15 protein-coding genes and 3 tRNA genes are annotated in these 17,628 nt (G+C 31.5%); all 18 read left to right on the top strand.

Annotated features, from left to right (window positions below; all coding sequences use genetic code 11):
* Positions 1 to 41: 41 nt before the first annotated feature.
* The 18 genes from ACI48P_RS19515 to ACI48P_RS19430 all read left to right on the top strand — a co-directional run bounded on the left by ACI48P_RS19515 (position 42) and on the right by ACI48P_RS19430 (position 17,597).
* Positions 42 to 117: transfer RNA gene (locus ACI48P_RS19515), tRNA-Asn, on the top strand.
* A gap of 4 nt (positions 118 to 121) precedes the next feature.
* A tRNA-Gly gene (locus ACI48P_RS19510) sits at positions 122 to 196 on the top strand.
* An 8-nt stretch (positions 197 to 204) separates the two neighbouring features.
* Positions 205 to 281, top strand: a tRNA-Arg gene (locus ACI48P_RS19505).
* A gap of 261 nt (positions 282 to 542) precedes the next feature.
* The gene (gene cdaA / locus ACI48P_RS19500; protein WP_475218817.1) at positions 543 to 1,385 is read left to right on the top strand and encodes a diadenylate cyclase CdaA; all 843 of its coding nucleotides are present in this window, start codon (positions 543 to 545) and stop codon (positions 1,383 to 1,385) included.
* Positions 1,382 to 2,569, top strand: a complete 1,188-nt coding sequence (locus tag ACI48P_RS19495) for a CdaR family protein (RefSeq protein ID WP_475218815.1) — start codon at positions 1,382 to 1,384, stop codon at positions 2,567 to 2,569. Before cdaA ends, ACI48P_RS19495 begins: the two co-directional genes overlap by 4 nt.
* Before the next feature lie 289 nt (positions 2,570 to 2,858).
* Positions 2,859 to 3,764, top strand: a complete 906-nt coding sequence (ptb, locus tag ACI48P_RS19490; protein ID WP_475218813.1) for a phosphate butyryltransferase — start codon at positions 2,859 to 2,861, stop codon at positions 3,762 to 3,764.
* 21 nt (positions 3,765 to 3,785) lie between these two features.
* Positions 3,786 to 4,862, top strand: a complete 1,077-nt coding sequence (gene buk / locus ACI48P_RS19485) for a butyrate kinase (RefSeq protein ID WP_475218812.1) — start codon at positions 3,786 to 3,788, stop codon at positions 4,860 to 4,862.
* Positions 4,859 to 5,536 (top strand): ATP-binding protein, encoded by a 678-nt coding sequence (locus ACI48P_RS19480; RefSeq protein WP_475218810.1) that lies wholly within the window; start codon positions 4,859 to 4,861, stop codon positions 5,534 to 5,536. The genes buk and ACI48P_RS19480 overlap by 4 nt, the downstream gene beginning before the upstream one ends.
* A 42-nt stretch (positions 5,537 to 5,578) precedes the next feature.
* Complete coding sequence (locus tag ACI48P_RS19475; RefSeq protein WP_475218808.1) at positions 5,579 to 5,794, top strand: 4Fe-4S binding protein; 216 nt, start codon at positions 5,579 to 5,581, stop codon at positions 5,792 to 5,794.
* Between the two features lie 41 nt (positions 5,795 to 5,835).
* Complete coding sequence (locus ACI48P_RS19470; protein ID WP_475218806.1) at positions 5,836 to 6,912, top strand: 3-methyl-2-oxobutanoate dehydrogenase subunit VorB; 1,077 nt, start codon at positions 5,836 to 5,838, stop codon at positions 6,910 to 6,912.
* A complete protein-coding gene (locus ACI48P_RS19465) occupies positions 6,912 to 7,667 on the top strand; it encodes a thiamine pyrophosphate-dependent enzyme (protein ID WP_475218804.1) in 756 nt (251 codons plus the stop codon). Before ACI48P_RS19470 ends, ACI48P_RS19465 begins: the two co-directional genes overlap by 1 nt.
* 1 nt (position 7,668) lies before the next feature.
* Entirely contained in the window at positions 7,669 to 8,211 is a 543-nt protein-coding gene (locus ACI48P_RS19460) for a 2-oxoacid:acceptor oxidoreductase family protein (RefSeq protein ID WP_475218802.1), read from the top strand.
* Positions 8,212 to 8,375: 164 nt separating this feature from the next.
* On the top strand, positions 8,376 to 9,722 hold the full coding sequence (gene glmM, locus ACI48P_RS19455; RefSeq protein ID WP_475218800.1) for a phosphoglucosamine mutase: 1,347 nt from the start codon (positions 8,376 to 8,378) through the stop codon (positions 9,720 to 9,722).
* 330 nt (positions 9,723 to 10,052) lie between these two features.
* Positions 10,053 to 11,879 carry a glutamine--fructose-6-phosphate transaminase (isomerizing) gene (gene glmS, locus ACI48P_RS19450; protein WP_475218798.1) on the top strand — a complete coding sequence of 609 codons (1,827 nt, stop codon included), beginning with the start codon at positions 10,053 to 10,055 and terminating at the stop codon, positions 11,877 to 11,879.
* Between the two features lie 276 nt (positions 11,880 to 12,155).
* The gene (locus ACI48P_RS19445; protein WP_475218823.1) at positions 12,156 to 13,562 is read left to right on the top strand and encodes a PTS mannitol transporter subunit IIBC; all 1,407 of its coding nucleotides are present in this window, start codon (positions 12,156 to 12,158) and stop codon (positions 13,560 to 13,562) included.
* A 261-nt stretch (positions 13,563 to 13,823) separates the two neighbouring features.
* Positions 13,824 to 15,968, top strand: a complete 2,145-nt coding sequence (locus tag ACI48P_RS19440) for a BglG family transcription antiterminator (RefSeq protein ID WP_475218796.1) — start codon at positions 13,824 to 13,826, stop codon at positions 15,966 to 15,968.
* 21 nt (positions 15,969 to 15,989) lie between these two features.
* Entirely contained in the window at positions 15,990 to 16,424 is a 435-nt protein-coding gene (locus ACI48P_RS19435) for a PTS mannitol transporter subunit IIA (protein WP_475218794.1), read from the top strand.
* A gap of 12 nt (positions 16,425 to 16,436) precedes the next feature.
* Positions 16,437 to 17,597: a mannitol-1-phosphate 5-dehydrogenase gene (locus ACI48P_RS19430; protein WP_475218792.1), complete on the top strand. Its 1,161-nt coding sequence runs from the start codon at positions 16,437 to 16,439 to the stop codon at positions 17,595 to 17,597.
* Positions 17,598 to 17,628: the final 31 nt, after the last annotated feature.

The raw sequence follows: 17,628 nt of genomic DNA, 5'->3' as shown, positions 1-17,628 counted from the left end.
GGTTCGAGTCCCTTCCAGGTCGCCATTTTAATTAAATACGCGGGAATATGGCTCAGTTGGTAGAGCAATTGACTGTTAATCAATGGGTCACAGGTTCGAGTCCTGTTATTCCCGCCAATATGCGGCAATAGTTCAGTGGTAGAGCGCAACCTTGCCAAGGTTGAAGTCGCGAGTTCGAATCTCGTTTGCCGCTCCATATAATATGGGTGCATAGCTCAGCTGGATAGAGCAACGCCCTTCTAAGGCGTGTGTCCGGGGTTCGAATCCCTGTGCGCTCACCAATAGAAAGTTTCACATTAGTGAAACTTTTTTTTTATATTTTTTTATAATGCTTAAATACTTGAAAATTACATAAATTAAATAGATAAATGACTTTTTACTATTGAAATTAAATTTAAGATATTTTACATAAAACCGATATTTAATTATATAAAATGATTTATAATTATTATGTACAGTTTAAATAATTTGTATATACTAAGATTAATATAGTATAATACATAGTGTAAACTTAAGAACTTATCAAGCAGGAGGATAAAGCTGTGTTCGATATAAATTCCTTTTTAGATGGATTTTTTGATATAATACTTAGAATGAACATATATGATTTAATTGACATATCGATAGTAGCATATATTTTCTATAAAATATTTATGTTTATAAAGGACACTAGAGCCGCGCAAGTTTTAAAAGGTATATTATTTTTATTAGTAGCGACTCAACTAAGTGAAACTTTTAACTTACATACTTTATATTGGGTATTAGTTAATACTCTTGAAATAGGAGTAATAGCTGTAATTATAATATTCCAACCAGAGTTTAGAGCAGGACTTGAACATATAGGGAGAACAAAATTCAATTTCTTTGGAAAGAATAATGTAAATACTTCTGAAGAAATTTTAAATAAAACAATAGAAGAGATAGTGGAAGCGCTATATTCATTATCAAGACAAAAAATAGGTGCTCTTATTGTCATGGAAAGACAAACTAAAATAGGAGACATAATAAATACAGGAACAATAATTGATGCAGAAATTTCTAGACAATTATTAATAAATATATTTATTCCAAATACACCATTACATGATGGAGCTGTTGTAATTAGAGACTCTAAAGTAAAAGCTGCAGCATGCTTTTTACCTTTAACTCAAAGTAAAGATTTGAGTAAAGACTTAGGAACTAGACATAGAGCAGGTATTGGAGTAAGTGAAGTTTCTGATTGTATTACATTGATGGTATCAGAAGAAACAGGTGGTGTATCTATAGCAAAAGCTGGAAAGTTATATAGAGACATATCTAAGGATAGAATGACTAACATATTGCGTAGTAATCTAAAGACTAATACAGTTGAAAAAAGTTTCTTTAAAGGTGGTATATTCAGATGATAGATAAAATTAAAAATAACACTAAGATAAAACTAATATCACTCATGAGTGCTATAGTACTATGGTTATATGTAATGGCAGTAGTAGACCCTGAAGAAACTAAATTAATAGAAGACCTACCAATTATAATAACTAATATGAGTGAATTAAAAGCTAATGATCTTGTGCTTTATCCTGATACTGAATTAACAACAGACTTATATTTAACAGGAAAGCTATCTAATTTACAAAAAATTAAGGCTCAAGATATACATATTTCAGGGCAAATATATAACCCAATTGAAGGTAAAAATGAGCTGTATTTAAGAGCTAATATCTCAGAGAGAGTTACTCATGAATTTAAAACTAAAGTAATTATAGTTTCTCTTGAAAAAGTTATAGAAGAAAAGAGAAGCGTTGATGTTAACATAGAAGGTGCAACAAAAGATAAGATTGTGGAGAACATGAATTTAAGCGAAGAGAGTATAAAAGTGTCTGGACCTAGATCATTAGTACAGCAAGTACAAAAGGTAGTAGGTAAAGTAGATATTAAGAGCCAGAATAATGATTTTTCTCAACAAGTAAAATTAGTACCTGTTGATGATAAAGGTAAAGAGGTTGTTGGCGTAGATCTAGAAAATGAATATATAACAGCTGACTTCAAACTTTTAAAACAAAAGACAGTACCAATAGAGCCGAGATTAAAAGAAGGCTATGAGACAATTGAAAACTTAAAAGATTATAAGTTAAGTCAAAATACTATAACTATTAAAGGTAAAGGTGAGGTTATAGATGGGATAGATAAAATATATACTCAAATTATAGATCTACAAAGCCTAATAGATAGTGATAATAAAGATGTATTATTAGACATTCCTCAGGGCGTTACAGTCGAAAATAAATACGTTTCGTTGATAATTGATACTGTAAGCATAACATCTAGCGATCTATCTTATACTAAAGATGAGATAGAGCTTAAAAACAATGTAAATAATATTGATATAACAAAGCTAGATATACCTGAAACTATAAAAGTTACCCTAGAATATACTGATGATATAACAAATTTAACTAAGTCTGATATAGTGTTGTATATAGACTTAAGTCAAAGTAGTCAAGATGGAAAGTATGAGATAAAATACCAGTCTACTTATGAGTTTAAAAGTGTAAATGTACAGCCAAATATGATTGAATTAAAGCAATAAATATATATAAATAAAACATTATACAGTACGAATTTAAGTATGAAAAATATACTTAGATTTGTACTGTTTTTTTATTATTAAAAAAATAACAATAATAAAGTGATTTTTAGGCTAGGAAAACGTTGATAAAAAATGTATAATCTAAGTAGATAAGGAAAAGGTTTTTGAAACTTAATAATCTTATGGGGATTTGATTATTAAGTTTGAATACAATGTTCATAAGAAATGATGTATTGGAAATTATGAAATAGATACATAATGAAATTTATTTTATATATGAGGTGGGGAAATGAGAAACTTTAGCGAAGTTATTAAATTTGCAAAAGAAAGAGGACCTAAAACTATATCTGTAGCATGCTGCCAAGACAAAGAAGTTTTGATGGCGGTTGAGATGGCTAGAAAAGAAAAAATAGCAAATGCTATTTTAGTAGGAGATATAGAAAAAACAAAAGAAATAGCAAATAGTATAGATATAGATCTTAATAACTATGAACTAATAGATATTAAAGATTTATCAGAAGCATGTCTAAAAGCAGTAGAGTTAGTATCTACAAATAAAGCTGATATGGTTATGAAAGGCTTAGTAGATACATCAATAATATTAAAATCAGTTCTAAATAAAGAAATTGGCTTAAGAACAGGAAATGTGTTAAGTCACGTTGGAGTATTTGATGTAGATGGTTATGATAGATTATTCTTTGTAACTGATGCAGCTATGAATATTGCTCCAGATTTAAATGCTAAAAAGCAAATCATAGAAAATTCATGTGCAGTTGCACATGCCTTAGATATAGAAATTCCAAAAGTTGCAGCTATATGCGCAAAAGAAAAAGTAAATCCAAAGATGAAAGATACAGTTGATGCTAAAGAGCTAGAAGATATGTGTCTAAGAGGGGAAATAGAAGGGTGTATAGTAGGTGGACCTTTTGCATTAGATAATGCGGTGTCTATTGAAGCATCTATACATAAAGGTATTGATCATCCTGTAGCAGGAAAAGCAGATATACTATTAGTACCAGATATAGAGGCTGGGAATATTTTATATAAATCTTTAGTATTCTTCTCAAAAACAAGAAATGCAGGTGTTATAGTAGGTGCTAAGGCTCCAATCATATTAACATCAAGAGCAGATAGTGAAGAGACTAAGTTAAATTCTATAGCACTAGGTGTTTTAATGGCAGCTAAGGCTAAATAATATCATAGGGGGCAGAGGAGAATGAGTAAAAACTACAGATTATTAACTATTAATCCAGGTTCTACATCAACTAAAATAGCAGTATTTGATAATGAAGAACTTGTATTTGAAAAAACGCTGAGACATTCTTCAGAAGAAATAGGTCAATATAGTAAAATATCTGATCAATTTGAATTTAGAAAAAGAGTGATTGAAGAAGCGTTAAATGAAGGTGGAATAAAAATATCTGAGTTAGACGCAGTAATAGGTAGAGGTGGTCTTCTTAAACCAATAGAAGGTGGAACTTACATCGTAAATGATGCTATGATAAATGATTTAAATGTTGGTGTATTAGGTGAACATGCTTCAAACCTAGGTGGAATTATAGCAAAACAAATAGGTGATGAAGTTAACATACCTTCATATATAGTAGATCCAGTTGTAGTAGATGAATTAAATGAAGTTGCTAGAGTATCTGGTATTCCAGAAATAGATAGAAAAAGTATTTTCCATGCATTAAATCAAAAAGCTATAGCAAGAAGAGCTGCAAAGGAGTTAGGTAAAGATTACAGTCAATGTAACTTTATAGTAGCTCATATGGGTGGAGGAATATCTGTAGGTGCTCATGAAAAAGGTAGAGTAGTAGATGTAGCAAATGCTCTAGATGGAGAAGGACCATTCTCACCAGAAAGAAGTGGTGGACTTCCTGTAGGAGATTTAATAAAAATGTGCTTTAGTGGTAAATACACTGAAAGCGATATCAAAAAGAGAATTAAAGGAAATGGTGGAGTAGTAGCTTACCTAAACACTAATGATATTAGAGATGTTGAAGCATCGGTTAATGAGGGTGATGAAAAAGCAAAACTAATTCACGAAGCAATGGTTTATCAAGTAAGCAAGGAAATAGGAAGTTGTGCAGCAGCATTAAAAGGAAAAGTAGATGCAATATTACTAACTGGAGGAATTGCTTATTCTAGCTTAGTTACAAATAATATTAAAGATAGAGTTAGTTTTATAAGCGAAGTAAGAGTTTATCCAGGTGAAGACGAAATGATAGCTTTAGCTCAAGGTGGGCTTAGAGTATTAAGTGGAGAAGAAGAGGCGAAAATTTACCAATGATAACTAATGACAAAAGAATCAGAATAATAATAGGGCATTATGGAAGTGGCAAAAGTGAATTTTCTATAAATTATGTAACAAAGTTAAGAAGCATGGTTACAGGTAAAGTTGCATTGGCTGACCTAGATGTAGTTAACGTATATTTTAGGACTAGAGAGAAAAAAGAATTACTTAAATCTCTAGATATACTACCTATAGATAGTTCAATTAATGCACCAACACTGGATTTACCATCAGTTTCTGCTCAAGTAATGACACCGATAAGTGATAATACATATAATTGTGTTATTGATGTGGGTGGAGACAATGTAGGAGCTAGAGTAATGGGAAGATTTAGTCATTTAATAAAAGAAGATGACTATGATATGTTTTGTGTTGTAAATGCAAATAGGGAGCAAACTCAGACTGCAAATGAAGTCATTGAACATATAAAAGCAATTGAGAAATCATCTAAACTAAAGGTAACAGGTCTTATAAATAACACTCATCTTATTAGATCAACAACTATAGAAGATGTGTTAAAAGGCCAAGATATAGCAAAAGAAGTATCTAAACAATGTAATATACCGATAAAGTATGTTGTATGTTTAGAACATCTAGTTGATGAGTTACCAAAGGATTTAGAGGGTGAAATATTCCCGATAAAGCTTTTTATGAGAGAAGACTGGATGTAGTTTGAGCTCAAATATATACAAATTTTAAGGAGGCTTGGGTTAATGGCAAAAGGAAAAGTATCTTTTAATCAAGACCGTTGTAAAGGGTGTGGATTATGTGTTGAAGCTTGTCCACTAAACATTGTAACAATAGACCAAGGTATAATAAACAAAAAAGGATATAGCCCTGCAACAGTATTAGAAATGGAAAAATGTATAGGATGTACAAATTGTGCAACTATGTGTCCAGATGAGGTTATAACTGTAGAGAGAATGTAATTATAAGAGAAATAGTATTCATATAAAAAGGGGGATTTTTAATGGCTAAGATACTTATGAAAGGTAACGAAGCATTTGGAAAAGCTGCTATAGAAGCAGGTTGTAGATATTTCTTCGGTTACCCAATAACACCACAAAACGAAGTTCCAGAATATATGTCAAGAGAGCTACCTAAGGTAGATGGAGTTTTTGTTCAAGCAGAATCAGAAGTTGCAGCAATAAACATGGTTTATGGAGCAGCAGGAGCTGGAGCAAGAGTTATGACTTCTTCATCTTCACCAGGGGTTGCATTAAAGCAAGAAGGTATAACTTATGCAGCAGGAGCTGAGCTACCTTGCGTTGTACTTAACGTAACAAGAGGGGGCCCAGGATTAGGAAGTATCCAACCATCTCAAGCAGATTACTTCATGTCAACTAGAGGTGGTGGAAATGGAGACTATAGAACTCCTGTGTTTGCACCAGCAACAGTACAAGAAGCTGTAGATATGATAATGGAAGCTTTTGAAGTAGCTGATTTCTATAGAACACCAACTATGGTTGTAGCAGACGGTATGATAGGTCAAATGATGGAGCCAGTAGAATTCAAAGCTCCTAAAAAGAGAGAATTACAACCAAAAGATTGGGCAACTACTGGAACTAAAGGAGAAAGAAAGGCTAACGTAATTAACTCATTATACTTAGAGCCTGAAGTATTAGAGCAACATTGTATAAAATTAGATAAGAAATTTAAAGAAATAGAAAAGAATGAAGTTCAGTATGAAATGTATAAAACAGAAGATGCTGAAATAGTATTTGTTGCATACGGTACTACTTCAAGAATAGTTAAGAGTGCAATAGATATATTAAGAGAAGAAGGAATAAAAGCGGGATTAATAAGACCTAAAACTTTATGGCCTTTCCCATTCGAAGCTTTTAATAAAATAGATAACGCAAAAAATATATTAACAGTAGAAATGTGTATGGGACAAATGGTTGAGGATGTTCAATTAGCAGTTCTAGGTAAATTACCAGTTCACTTCTACGGAAGAGCTGGAGGAATGGCACCAGCTCCATCTGAAATAGCTGAAAAAGCTAGAGAAATAGTAGGGAAAGAATTATCTACAGGAGGTGCTATGTAATGGCTGTTGTATTTAAAAAAACTCAAGGATTAACTGACACTCAAACACACTACTGCCCAGGATGTACACATGGTATAATCCATAGATTAGTAGGAGAAGTATTAGAAGAATTAGATGTAGTTGGAGATGCAATTGGGGTTGCTCCAGTTGGATGTTCAGTTTTAGCATACAACTACTTCAACTGTGACGTACAACAAGCATCTCACGGTAGAGCACCTGCTTGTGCAACTGGAATAAAAAGAGTTCACCCTGATAAAGTAGTATTTACATATCAAGGGGATGGAGACTTAGCATCAATAGGTGCAGCAGAAATAGTTCATGCTGCTGCTAGAGGTGAAAAGTTCACTACAATATTCGTAAATAATGCTATATACGGAATGACAGGAGGACAAATGGCTCCAACTACTTTAGTTGGTCAAAAAGCTACTACTGCTCCTTTAGGTAGAGATGAACACACTCAAGGTTTCCCAATAAAAATGAGTGAAATGTTAGCTACACTTAACGGTGCTGTATTTGTAGAAAGAGTTTCTGTAGATACTCCTGCTAATGTTAGAAAAGCTAAAAAAGCTATAAAAAAAGCATTCCAAGTTCAACAACAAGGAATAGGATTTGGAATAGTTGAAGTATTATCTACTTGCCCAACTAACTGGGGATTATCTCCTAATGCTTCACTTCAGTGGTTAAGAGACAACATGATGCCATATTATCCACTAGGTAACATAAAAGATGTTGAACTAAATGGGGAGGTGAAGTAATATGTCTACAGCTAGAGTAATATGTGCAGGTTTCGGTGGCCAAGGTGTTATGTCTATGGGACAATTACTTACTTATGCAGGAATGCTTGAAGGAAAAGAAGTTTCTTGGTTACCATCTTATGGACCAGAAATGCGTGGAGGAACAGCTAACTGTGCTGTTACAGTATCTAACAAACCAGTTGGATCGCCACTTATCTCAGACGATGCTACTTGTGCAATAGTAATGAATTTACCATCTTTAGATAAATTCGAAAATGATGTAATGCCAGGTGGTAAAGTACTAATAAATAGTTCGTTAATAGAAAGAAAAGTTGAAAGAGAAGATGTAGAAGCTTATTATATAAATGCAAATGAACTAGCAAACGAATTAGGAAATCCTAAAGTTGCAAATATGGTAATGCTTGGAGCTTACTTAGAATTATCAAAAACTGTTGAAGTTGAGTCAGTTCTTGAAGCTTTCAAAAAAGTTTTTGGTCCAAGTAAAGAGAAGTTTGTACCACTAAATAAAGAAGCTTTATTAAAAGGTGCAGAAGCTGTTAAATAGATTAAAATATATCAAAAAAAGGACAATAGAAATATTTCTATTGTCTTTTTATTTAATGTGCATTAAAATAATCCTATGGTAAAAATTATTAATACAAGCACAATAGTATATACTTTAATATAAATTATATGAGATATGCTTTTCACTATGAAAGGAGTTTTTTCATGAGAAAATATTTTGGTACTGACGGAGTAAGAGGAGTAGCCAATACAGAATTAACTTGTGACTTAGCTTATAAGCTAGGAAGAGCAGGTGGATATGTTTTAGCTCAGGGAGACCATAGAGTTAAAGTTATAGTTGGAAAAGATACTAGAATATCAGGCGATATGCTTGAATCAGCATTAGTTGCTGGATTAATGTCTGTTGGTTGTGACGTAATAACAGTAGGGGTAGTTCCAACACCAGCAGTTGCATATTTAACAAAGAAGTATAACGCTGACTGTGGTGTAGTTATATCAGCATCACACAATCCAGTTGAATACAATGGGATAAAATTCTTTAATAAAGATGGATATAAATTAGATGATGAAGTAGAATTAAAAATTGAAGAATACATTGATGATATAGATAAAATAGATTATCATCCAGTAGGCTCAGAAGTAGGTAGAAGATTACATGAGCATGATGCACAAAGAGATTATGTAGAATACTTAAAATCTATAATAAACGTAGACTTTAAAGGTCTAAAAGTTGTTTTAGATTGTGCTAATGGTGCAGCATATGAAGTAGCACCAATAGTATTTGATGAATTAGGTGCAAATGTAATAACAATAAATAGTACACCAGATGGAAACAACATAAACGATAAATGTGGTTCAACACACCCAGAAAGTTTACAAGAAGCAGTTAAAAAGCACGGAGCAGATTTAGGTCTTGCTTATGATGGAGATGCTGATAGATTAATTGCTGTAAATGAACAGGGACAAATAGTGGATGGCGATCATATAATGATATTAAGTGCTATATATTTAAAGAAAGTAAATCAATTAGCACAAGATACATTAGTAGTAACAGTTATGAGTAACATAGGTCTTACTATCGCAGCTAAAGAGCATGGAATAAATCTTGCTACTACTGCAGTAGGAGATAGATATGTATTAGAAGAAATGCAAAGAAAAGGATATAGCCTTGGCGGAGAACAATCTGGCCATATGATATTCTTAGACTATATAACAACAGGAGATGGAGTTTTAAGTTCACTAGTATTATCTAAAATAATATTAGAAGAAGGTAAAACTTTATCAGAACTTGCATCAGTAATGACTCAATACCCACAAGTATTAGTTAATGCAAGAATAAAAAATGAGAACAAAAATAGATACATGGAATATCCTGAAATAAAGAGCGAAATCGAAAGAATAGAATCTCTTTTAGATGGATGTGGAAGAGTATTAATCAGACCATCAGGAACAGAACCATTAGTAAGAGTTATGTTAGAGGGTAAAGAGGAAGGTCAAATAAAAGAATTAGCTACAAACTTAGCTAACCTTATACAAGAAAAGTTATCGTAGTTTTGAAAAGTGAATACTAAGATTAGGTTACAAAAATTCCTAACATTAAAAAATGATAATAGGGGTAGAATACTAAGATATAGTCTTAGTATTCACTTTCTAAGCGCCAGAACTTAGCAAAAGACATCAAAGTTTGATTTTAAAGTGCTAAGTTGACGAGGTCAGAGTTAATCGAATTATCGGCGGATGCTCTGCGGTGTGTTTACCATCGAAGAATTTCTTTAAAACATGAGAGTGATCTTGTGGACAAAGAGAAATTCAAGTAAACTTATATGACCTAACTCTTAAAATATATAAATTAAAATAATATTTTTTAGGAGGACACAAATTATGTGTGGAATAGTTGGATATTTAGGAAACAGAGAGGCAACAGAAGTTCTAATAGAGGGACTTTCTAAACTTGAGTACAGAGGATATGACTCTGCTGGAGTTGCTGTAAATACTGGAGACGAATTATCTATAAGAAAGTTTAAAGGAAGACTTGCAATACTTGCAGAAGATTTAGAAAAAAATCCTATAAAAGGTGGATTAGGTATAGGACATACTAGATGGGCAACTCATGGAGAACCATCAGATGTTAACTCTCATCCTCATTTTAACAAGGATAAATCAATAGCTGTTGTTCATAATGGAATAATAGAAAACTATATGGAATTAAAAGAAGAATTACAAGCTGAAGGTTATGTGTTCTTATCTCAAACAGATACAGAAGTAGTTGCTCACTTAGTAGACAAATACTATGAAGGTAACTTATTAGATGCTGTTTATAAAACAACTGAAAGATTAAGAGGAGCATATGCTCTAGGTGTTGTATGTAGTGATAATAACAATGAGTTAGTAGCTGTAAGAAAAGACAGTCCACTAGTAGTAGGACTTGGAGAAGGTGAAAACTTTGTTGCGTCTGATATACCAGCAATATTAAAATATACTAGAAACGTGTACTTCTTAGAAAACGATGAGTATGTTCATATAGTTGGTGAAGATGTAACAATACTAAATGCAAATAAAGAGGTTGTTGAAAAAGAAGTAAGTGAAATAACTTGGGATGTTGAATCAGCATCTAAAGGTGGATATGACTACTTCATGTTAAAAGAAATATATGAACAACCAGTAGGAGTTAGAGAAACTTTAATAAGAAGATTAAATGAAAACTCTGAAATAAAATTAGATGATATAAAAATGACTAAAGAAGATTTAGAAAAAATAAATAAAGTATATATAATAGCATGTGGTACAGCTTACCATGCAGGACTTGTTGGTAAGTTCGCTATAGAGAAATTTGCTAAAATTCCAGTAATAACTGATATAGCATCAGAATTTAGATATAGTGATCCATTTGTAGATGAAAACACATTAGTAATATTAGCTAGCCAATCTGGTGAAACAGCAGATACATTAGCAGCTTTAAGAGAAGCTAAGTCTAAAGGAGCTAGAATATTATCAGTAACTAACGTTGTTGGTTCATCAATAGCAAGAGAATCTCATGACGTGTTCTATACTTGGGCAGGACCTGAAGTAGCTGTTGCATCAACAAAGGCATATACTACTCAATTAGTAGCGTTCTACATGATAGCATTAGACTTTGCTATTAAAAAAGGAACAATAACTAAAGAGAAATATATGGATGTAATAAATAAGCTTAAAGAAATGCCAGAAAAAGTTCAAGAAGTATTAGGATGCGAAGCTCATGTAACAGAAATAGCTAAGACTTTAAAAGACAGTAAAGATATATTCTACTTAGGTAGAGGGCTTGATTATCAAATAGCAGTTGAAGGGTCTTTAAAAATAAAAGAAATATCTTATGCTCATGCTGAAGCATTTGCAGCAGGAGAATTAAAGCATGGTACTATAGCATTAATAGAAAAAGGAACTCCAGTAATCGCTTTAGCTACACAAGAAGACTTATTTGAAAAAATGGTTTCAAATATGCAAGAAGTTAGAGCTAGAGGAGCTAAAGTTATAGCTATAGCACAAGAACACAATAAAGAAGTAGAAAAAGCAGCAGATGAAGTAATATACATCCCAGACGTTGATGATATGTTAGCTGGTATACTAAGTGTTATACCTCTTCAATTATTAGCATATCATGTTGCAGACATAAGAGGATGTGACGTAGATAAGCCAAGAAACTTAGCTAAGTCAGTAACAGTAGAATAATATAGATATTTATATAACAAAAAGACCTTGGTTGGATATCAACCAAGGTCTTTTAAATGTAGTAATAGTAACGATTTTGGCCCATAGGACTTGTTTAAAAATTAACTAAATTTTTGTAAAAATGTCACTATAATAACTGACATAAAAGGGACTTCTTAAGATTGTTATGAAAATGTATTCCCGTTATAATTAGTATATAAGATGAACTAATAAAAAAATTCGAAATATAAAATACATACGGGAGGAATTATTATGAGCAATTCAAGTGCAACAACAATGAATAAGTCAGAAGAGTCAAAAGTAAAAGTTGCAGTACAAAAGTTTGGTAAATTCTTAAGTGGAATGGTAATGCCAAATATAGGAGCATTTATAGCTTGGGGATTAATAACAGCATGTTTCATAGGAACTGGATGGTTCCCTAATGAAAAGTTAGCAGGACTAGTAGACCCAATGTTAAAATATTTATTACCTTTACTAATAGCTTACACAGGTGGTAAAGCAGTAGCTGGACAAAGAGGTGGAGTTATAGGTGCTATAGCAGCTATGGGTGTAATAGTTGGTGCAGATATACCAATGTTTATAGGTGCAATGGCAATGGGACCACTTGCTGGATGGGTTATAAAGAAATTCGATAAGTGGGTAGATGGTAAGATACCAACAGGATTTGAAATGTTAGTAAATAACTTCTCAATAGGTATAATAGGTATGTTACTAGTAATAGTAGGATTCTATGCAATAGGACCTGCAATAGTAGCAGCAACAGCAATAATAGAAAGTGGAGTTCAAGTAATAGTTCAAAAAGGATTATTACCACTAGTTTCAATATTCATAGAGCCTGGTAAAGTATTATTCTTAAATAATGCTATCAACCACGGTATATTAGGACCAATAGGTATATCAGAAGCTCAAGAGTACGGAAAATCAATAATGTTCTTATTAGAAAGTAACCCAGGACCAGGTCTTGGTATAATATTAGCTTACTGGATGTTCAGTAAAGGATCTATAAAGCAATCTGCTCCAGGGGCGGCGATAATACATTTCTTCGGAGGGATACATGAGATATACTTCCCATATGTATTAATGAATCCAGTATTAATATTGGCAGCTATAGCAGGGGGAGCAGCAGGAGTTTTAGTATTCTCAATATTAGGAGCAGGACTTGTAGCAGCACCATCTCCAGGAAGTATATTTGCATTAATGGCATTAGCACCAAAAGGAGAATTACTTCCAGTATTAGCGGGGGTTGCAGCAGCAACAGCAACATCATTCTTTGTAGCAGCACCATTCGTTAAGAAGGCAGCATTAAGAGGAGAAGATGACTCTTTAGAAGAGGCTCAAGCTAAAGTTAAAGATATGAAGAGTGTTGAACCTAAAGCAGAAGAAGCCGCAATAGCATTAGAAGTTAGCGCAATAAACAAAATAGTATTTGCTTGTGATGCTGGTATGGGATCTAGTGCTATGGGTGCATCTAGATTTAAGAACAGAATAAAAGACCTAGATTTAACTATACAAATAACAAATACGTCAGTAGATAATATAGATACAGATACTCAAATAGTAGTAACTCATAACAATTTAAAAGAAAGGGTAGTAAAATCAAACCCTAATGTAGAAGTAATCGGAATAAACAACTTCTTAAAAGATCCAAACTTAGACTCATTATTTGAAAGATTATCAAATTAATATAACAAAAAGACTATAGCGAAATTTCGCTATAGTCTTTTTGTTATGTAAAAATAAGTATTTTTTACATAACTTAGATAAATAATATAGGAGATTTATTAATCTTAAATAAAATGTCACTAATTTCTAAAAATGTCACTATATATGGTGACATAAAGCCAATATCTATAAGTTGATAGGGGTATTTTGCTTTGATAATATAATTAATATAAACGTTTACAATACAAAAATGTCACTAATGAGGAGGGAGGCAGTGAAAAGATGAGAAGAAAAAAGATTACATCTAGGCAAAAAGAAATAATACTTTTGCTAGCACAAAATCCCATAAATAAACCAATAACAATCTCTGCAATAGCTCAAGAGTTGAATTTAAGTTCAAGGACTGTTTTAAGAGATATGGCAAGCGTAGAGAACTGGTTAGACGAAAATGACTTTGAATTTATAAAAAAGCCAGGAGTAGGATTAATCTTAAATGAATCATTAGAAAATCAAAAATTAATAAAAGAGTTATTAGAAGAAGAAAAAATAGATAAAGAATACAGTCGAGAAGAGCGAAAGCTTTTTATACTTTCAGAATTATTATCTTCAAATGAACCAATAAAGTCATTTTACTTTACTAAAAGTTTAAAGATATCAGAAGGTACTTTAAATAATGACTTAATAGCAGCAGCTTCATTTCTAAGTAAATTTGGATTAGAAATATCTAAAAAGCCAGGCTCGGGTATTTATATAGAAGGTAATGAAAAAAACTTCAGGGAAGCATATATAAATTTAATATATGACTCCTGTAATGAAAAAGAAATATTAGAAATGGTTAGGAATATCAAAAAAAACATTATTACAAATAAGACTATAGAGATATCTAGTGAGAATAGATTGTTAAACCTAATTGATAAATCAATAATAAGACAGACTGAAAAAACGTTAACTAGGGAAATTACTCAGCTTAATTTAAAGCTAGCGGATAGCGCTTACATAGGTCTTGTGGTTCATCTATCTCTAGCACTTCAAAGAATTAAAAATGGTGAAAAAATAACTATGGATCAGAAATTCTTAGAACAGCTATCAAATAGTGAAGAATTTAAAATAGCTAAAAAGATCTCTGAGGGCATTGAAGAAGACTTCCAGTTAGAAATGCCAATAGATGAAGTTGGATATATAACAATGCATATTAGAGGGGCTAAGCTAAGGTTTAACTCATGTGAAAATCCAGTAGATATAGATCAGCTAGAACTTATGAATATTTCTAAAAAGATAGTTGAATTAGCAGAGGAAGAGTTTAAAGTATCTCTTAAAAAAGATGAAAGGTTACTAAAAGACCTTACAAACCATCTGAGTCCTGCTATTTCAAGACTTAGTATGGGGATGATAATTAGAAACCCATTACTAGATGATATAAAAAGAGACTATAGCTACTTCTATAAGGGAGTAGAAAAAATATGTAAAGTATTTAAGGAAGTAATAGAGCTAGATTCAATTCCTGATTCTGAAGTTGCATATATAACAATGCATATAGCTTCGGCAATAGAAAGAAACTTAATGATTAATACAGATATTAATGTTGTAGTTTCTTGTCCAACAGGGATAGGAACATCTAGATTCTTAGTAACAAAAATACAAAAGAATTTTAACAATATAAATGTTATAGGTACTATATCTGCAATAAATATTAATGAAGAATATCTAAAAAAACAGAAAGTAGATTTAATAATATCAACAGTTAACCTAAATACAAATTTAGATTATATATGTGTTACTCCTTTTATGGGAGAGGAAGATAAAACATTAATACAGCAGACTATAAGGGCCATAGCCAAAAATAAGATGCGTAATATGGCAATAGAAAATGAAGAGCAAAATATTGATGTAACAAGCAATGAAGAAGATATTTTAGAAATAATGAATATGGGAAAAGACATATTAAGATTTATTGAAGAAATTAAGTTTATTAAGGATGATGAATGTAATCAATTAGAAGATTTAATAAATATATGCAGTAAACAGTTTTCTAATAATGAAGAAGGAGCTTTAGATATAGAAGAATCTTTAAAAAGAAGAATTAATATATCATCACCATATATAGAAGATATTGATATGCACTTGCTTCATTGTAGCTGTGAATCAATAAATGAAATAAAGTTAGCAGTAATAAGATTAAAAAATAAAGTAGTCATAGATTCTGAGGAAACATCAGAATACGGTGTATTAATGTTAATTCCATCAGAAGCGAGAAATTACCTTAGACAGATACTTAGTGAAATAAGCAGTAACTTAATAGAAGATGAAGAATTGGTAGAGATTATTAAAAGTTCATCTGAAGAAGACACTAAAAAGAAATTAGAAACTATAGTCTTAAACTTTTATACAAAAAAATTATTACAGGTAAGTAAAAAAATAGATCAATAACAAAGAAAAGGGAGAATAATTATGAGTTCATTAAATAAAGCAGTATTATGTGAGGAAAATGTATTTTTAGGATTAGGTAGCGTAAGTAAAGAAGAAGCTATAGTAATGGCAGGACAAAAGTTAGTTGAAAATGGATATGTTAAAGAAAGTTATATAGATGCAATGTTAGAAAGAGAAAAAATAATGACTACATTTATGGGTATGGGTGTTGCAATACCACATGGAGTAAATGAAGCTAAAAAAGAAATATTATCATCAGGTATAGTAATATTACAATTCCCAGAAGGTGTAGATTTTGATGGGGAAAAGGCTTATTTAATAATAGGTATAGCTGGAGTAGGAAATGAGCATTTAGAAATATTATCAAATATAGCAGTAGTTCTAGATGATGAGTTAACTGAAAGATTAAAGGATTCAAATTCTAAAGCAGAAATAATGGAAGCATTTGCTTGCTAAGGGGGACTAAACATGAAAAAAGCGATTCAGTTTGGAGCAGGAAACATAGGTAGAGGATTTATAGGAGCACTACTTGCAAATTCAGGGTATCATGTTGTATTTGCAGATGTAAATGAAGAAATACTATCAAGTATAAATAAAGACAAGCAATATACTATTTTTGTAAGAGATGTTGAATGTAGTGATATAGTAGTAAAAAATATAAGTGCAATTTCTTCTATGGATGAAAAACTGATAGATGAAATTGTTGAAGCTGAGATGATTACAACAGCTGTAGGACCTTTAATTTTAACTAGAATAGCACCAACAATAGCAAAAGGAATTAAATCTAGAAAAGAAAAAGGCATAGAAGCATACTTAAATATAATTGCATGTGAAAATGCGGTTTACGCAAGTAAGTTTTTAAAAGATGAGGTAGTAAAGTATTTAGAAGCTGATGAAGTAGAGTACTTAAATACTTATGTAGGATTCCCTAACTGTTCAGTAGACAGAATCGTACCACCTGTAAAAAATGACAATATATTAGATGTTACTGTAGAAAAGTTTTATGAGTGGAATGTTGAAAAAGAAGGATTTAAAGGCGAAATACCTGAAATAGAAGGTATGAACTTAGCAGATAACCTTATGGCTTATATAGAGCGTAAATTATTTACTTTAAATACAGGACATGCGATAACAGCATATTTAGGACACTTAAAAGGTCTTAATACTATAGAAGAAAGTATAAAAGATGATGAGATACGTGTTATAGTTAAGAAGGCTATGATAGAAAGTGGAGATGGACTAATAAATAAGTATGACTTTAATGCAGATAAGCATTATAAATATATAGACAAAATACTAAAGAGATTTGAAAATCCATACTTAAATGACGACGTAATAAGAGTTGGTAGAGAGCCATTAAGAAAGTTAAGTCCACAGGATAGATTAATAAAGCCTTTATTAAATTCTAAATCATTTGGATTACCAGTTGATAACTTAATAATAGGTGTAAGTGCAGCTCTTAGATATGAAAATGATGAAGATAAGCAAAGTATAGAGCTACAAGATATGATAAAAGATCAAGGTATAAAGAAGACTCTTGTTAATGTAGCTAACTTAGATGAAAAAGATAGTATATTAGAAGATATAGAAAATAAATATAATGAAATAGCTTATTTAGTAGAAGCTTAGTATATAATTAAAAAACCAATAAAGTATATCC

The organism is Romboutsia sp. LXY-2 (assembly GCF_056171995.1).
The sequence above is the reverse complement of the archived record's forward strand: the minus strand, read 5'-3'. Positions and strand labels throughout refer to the sequence as shown.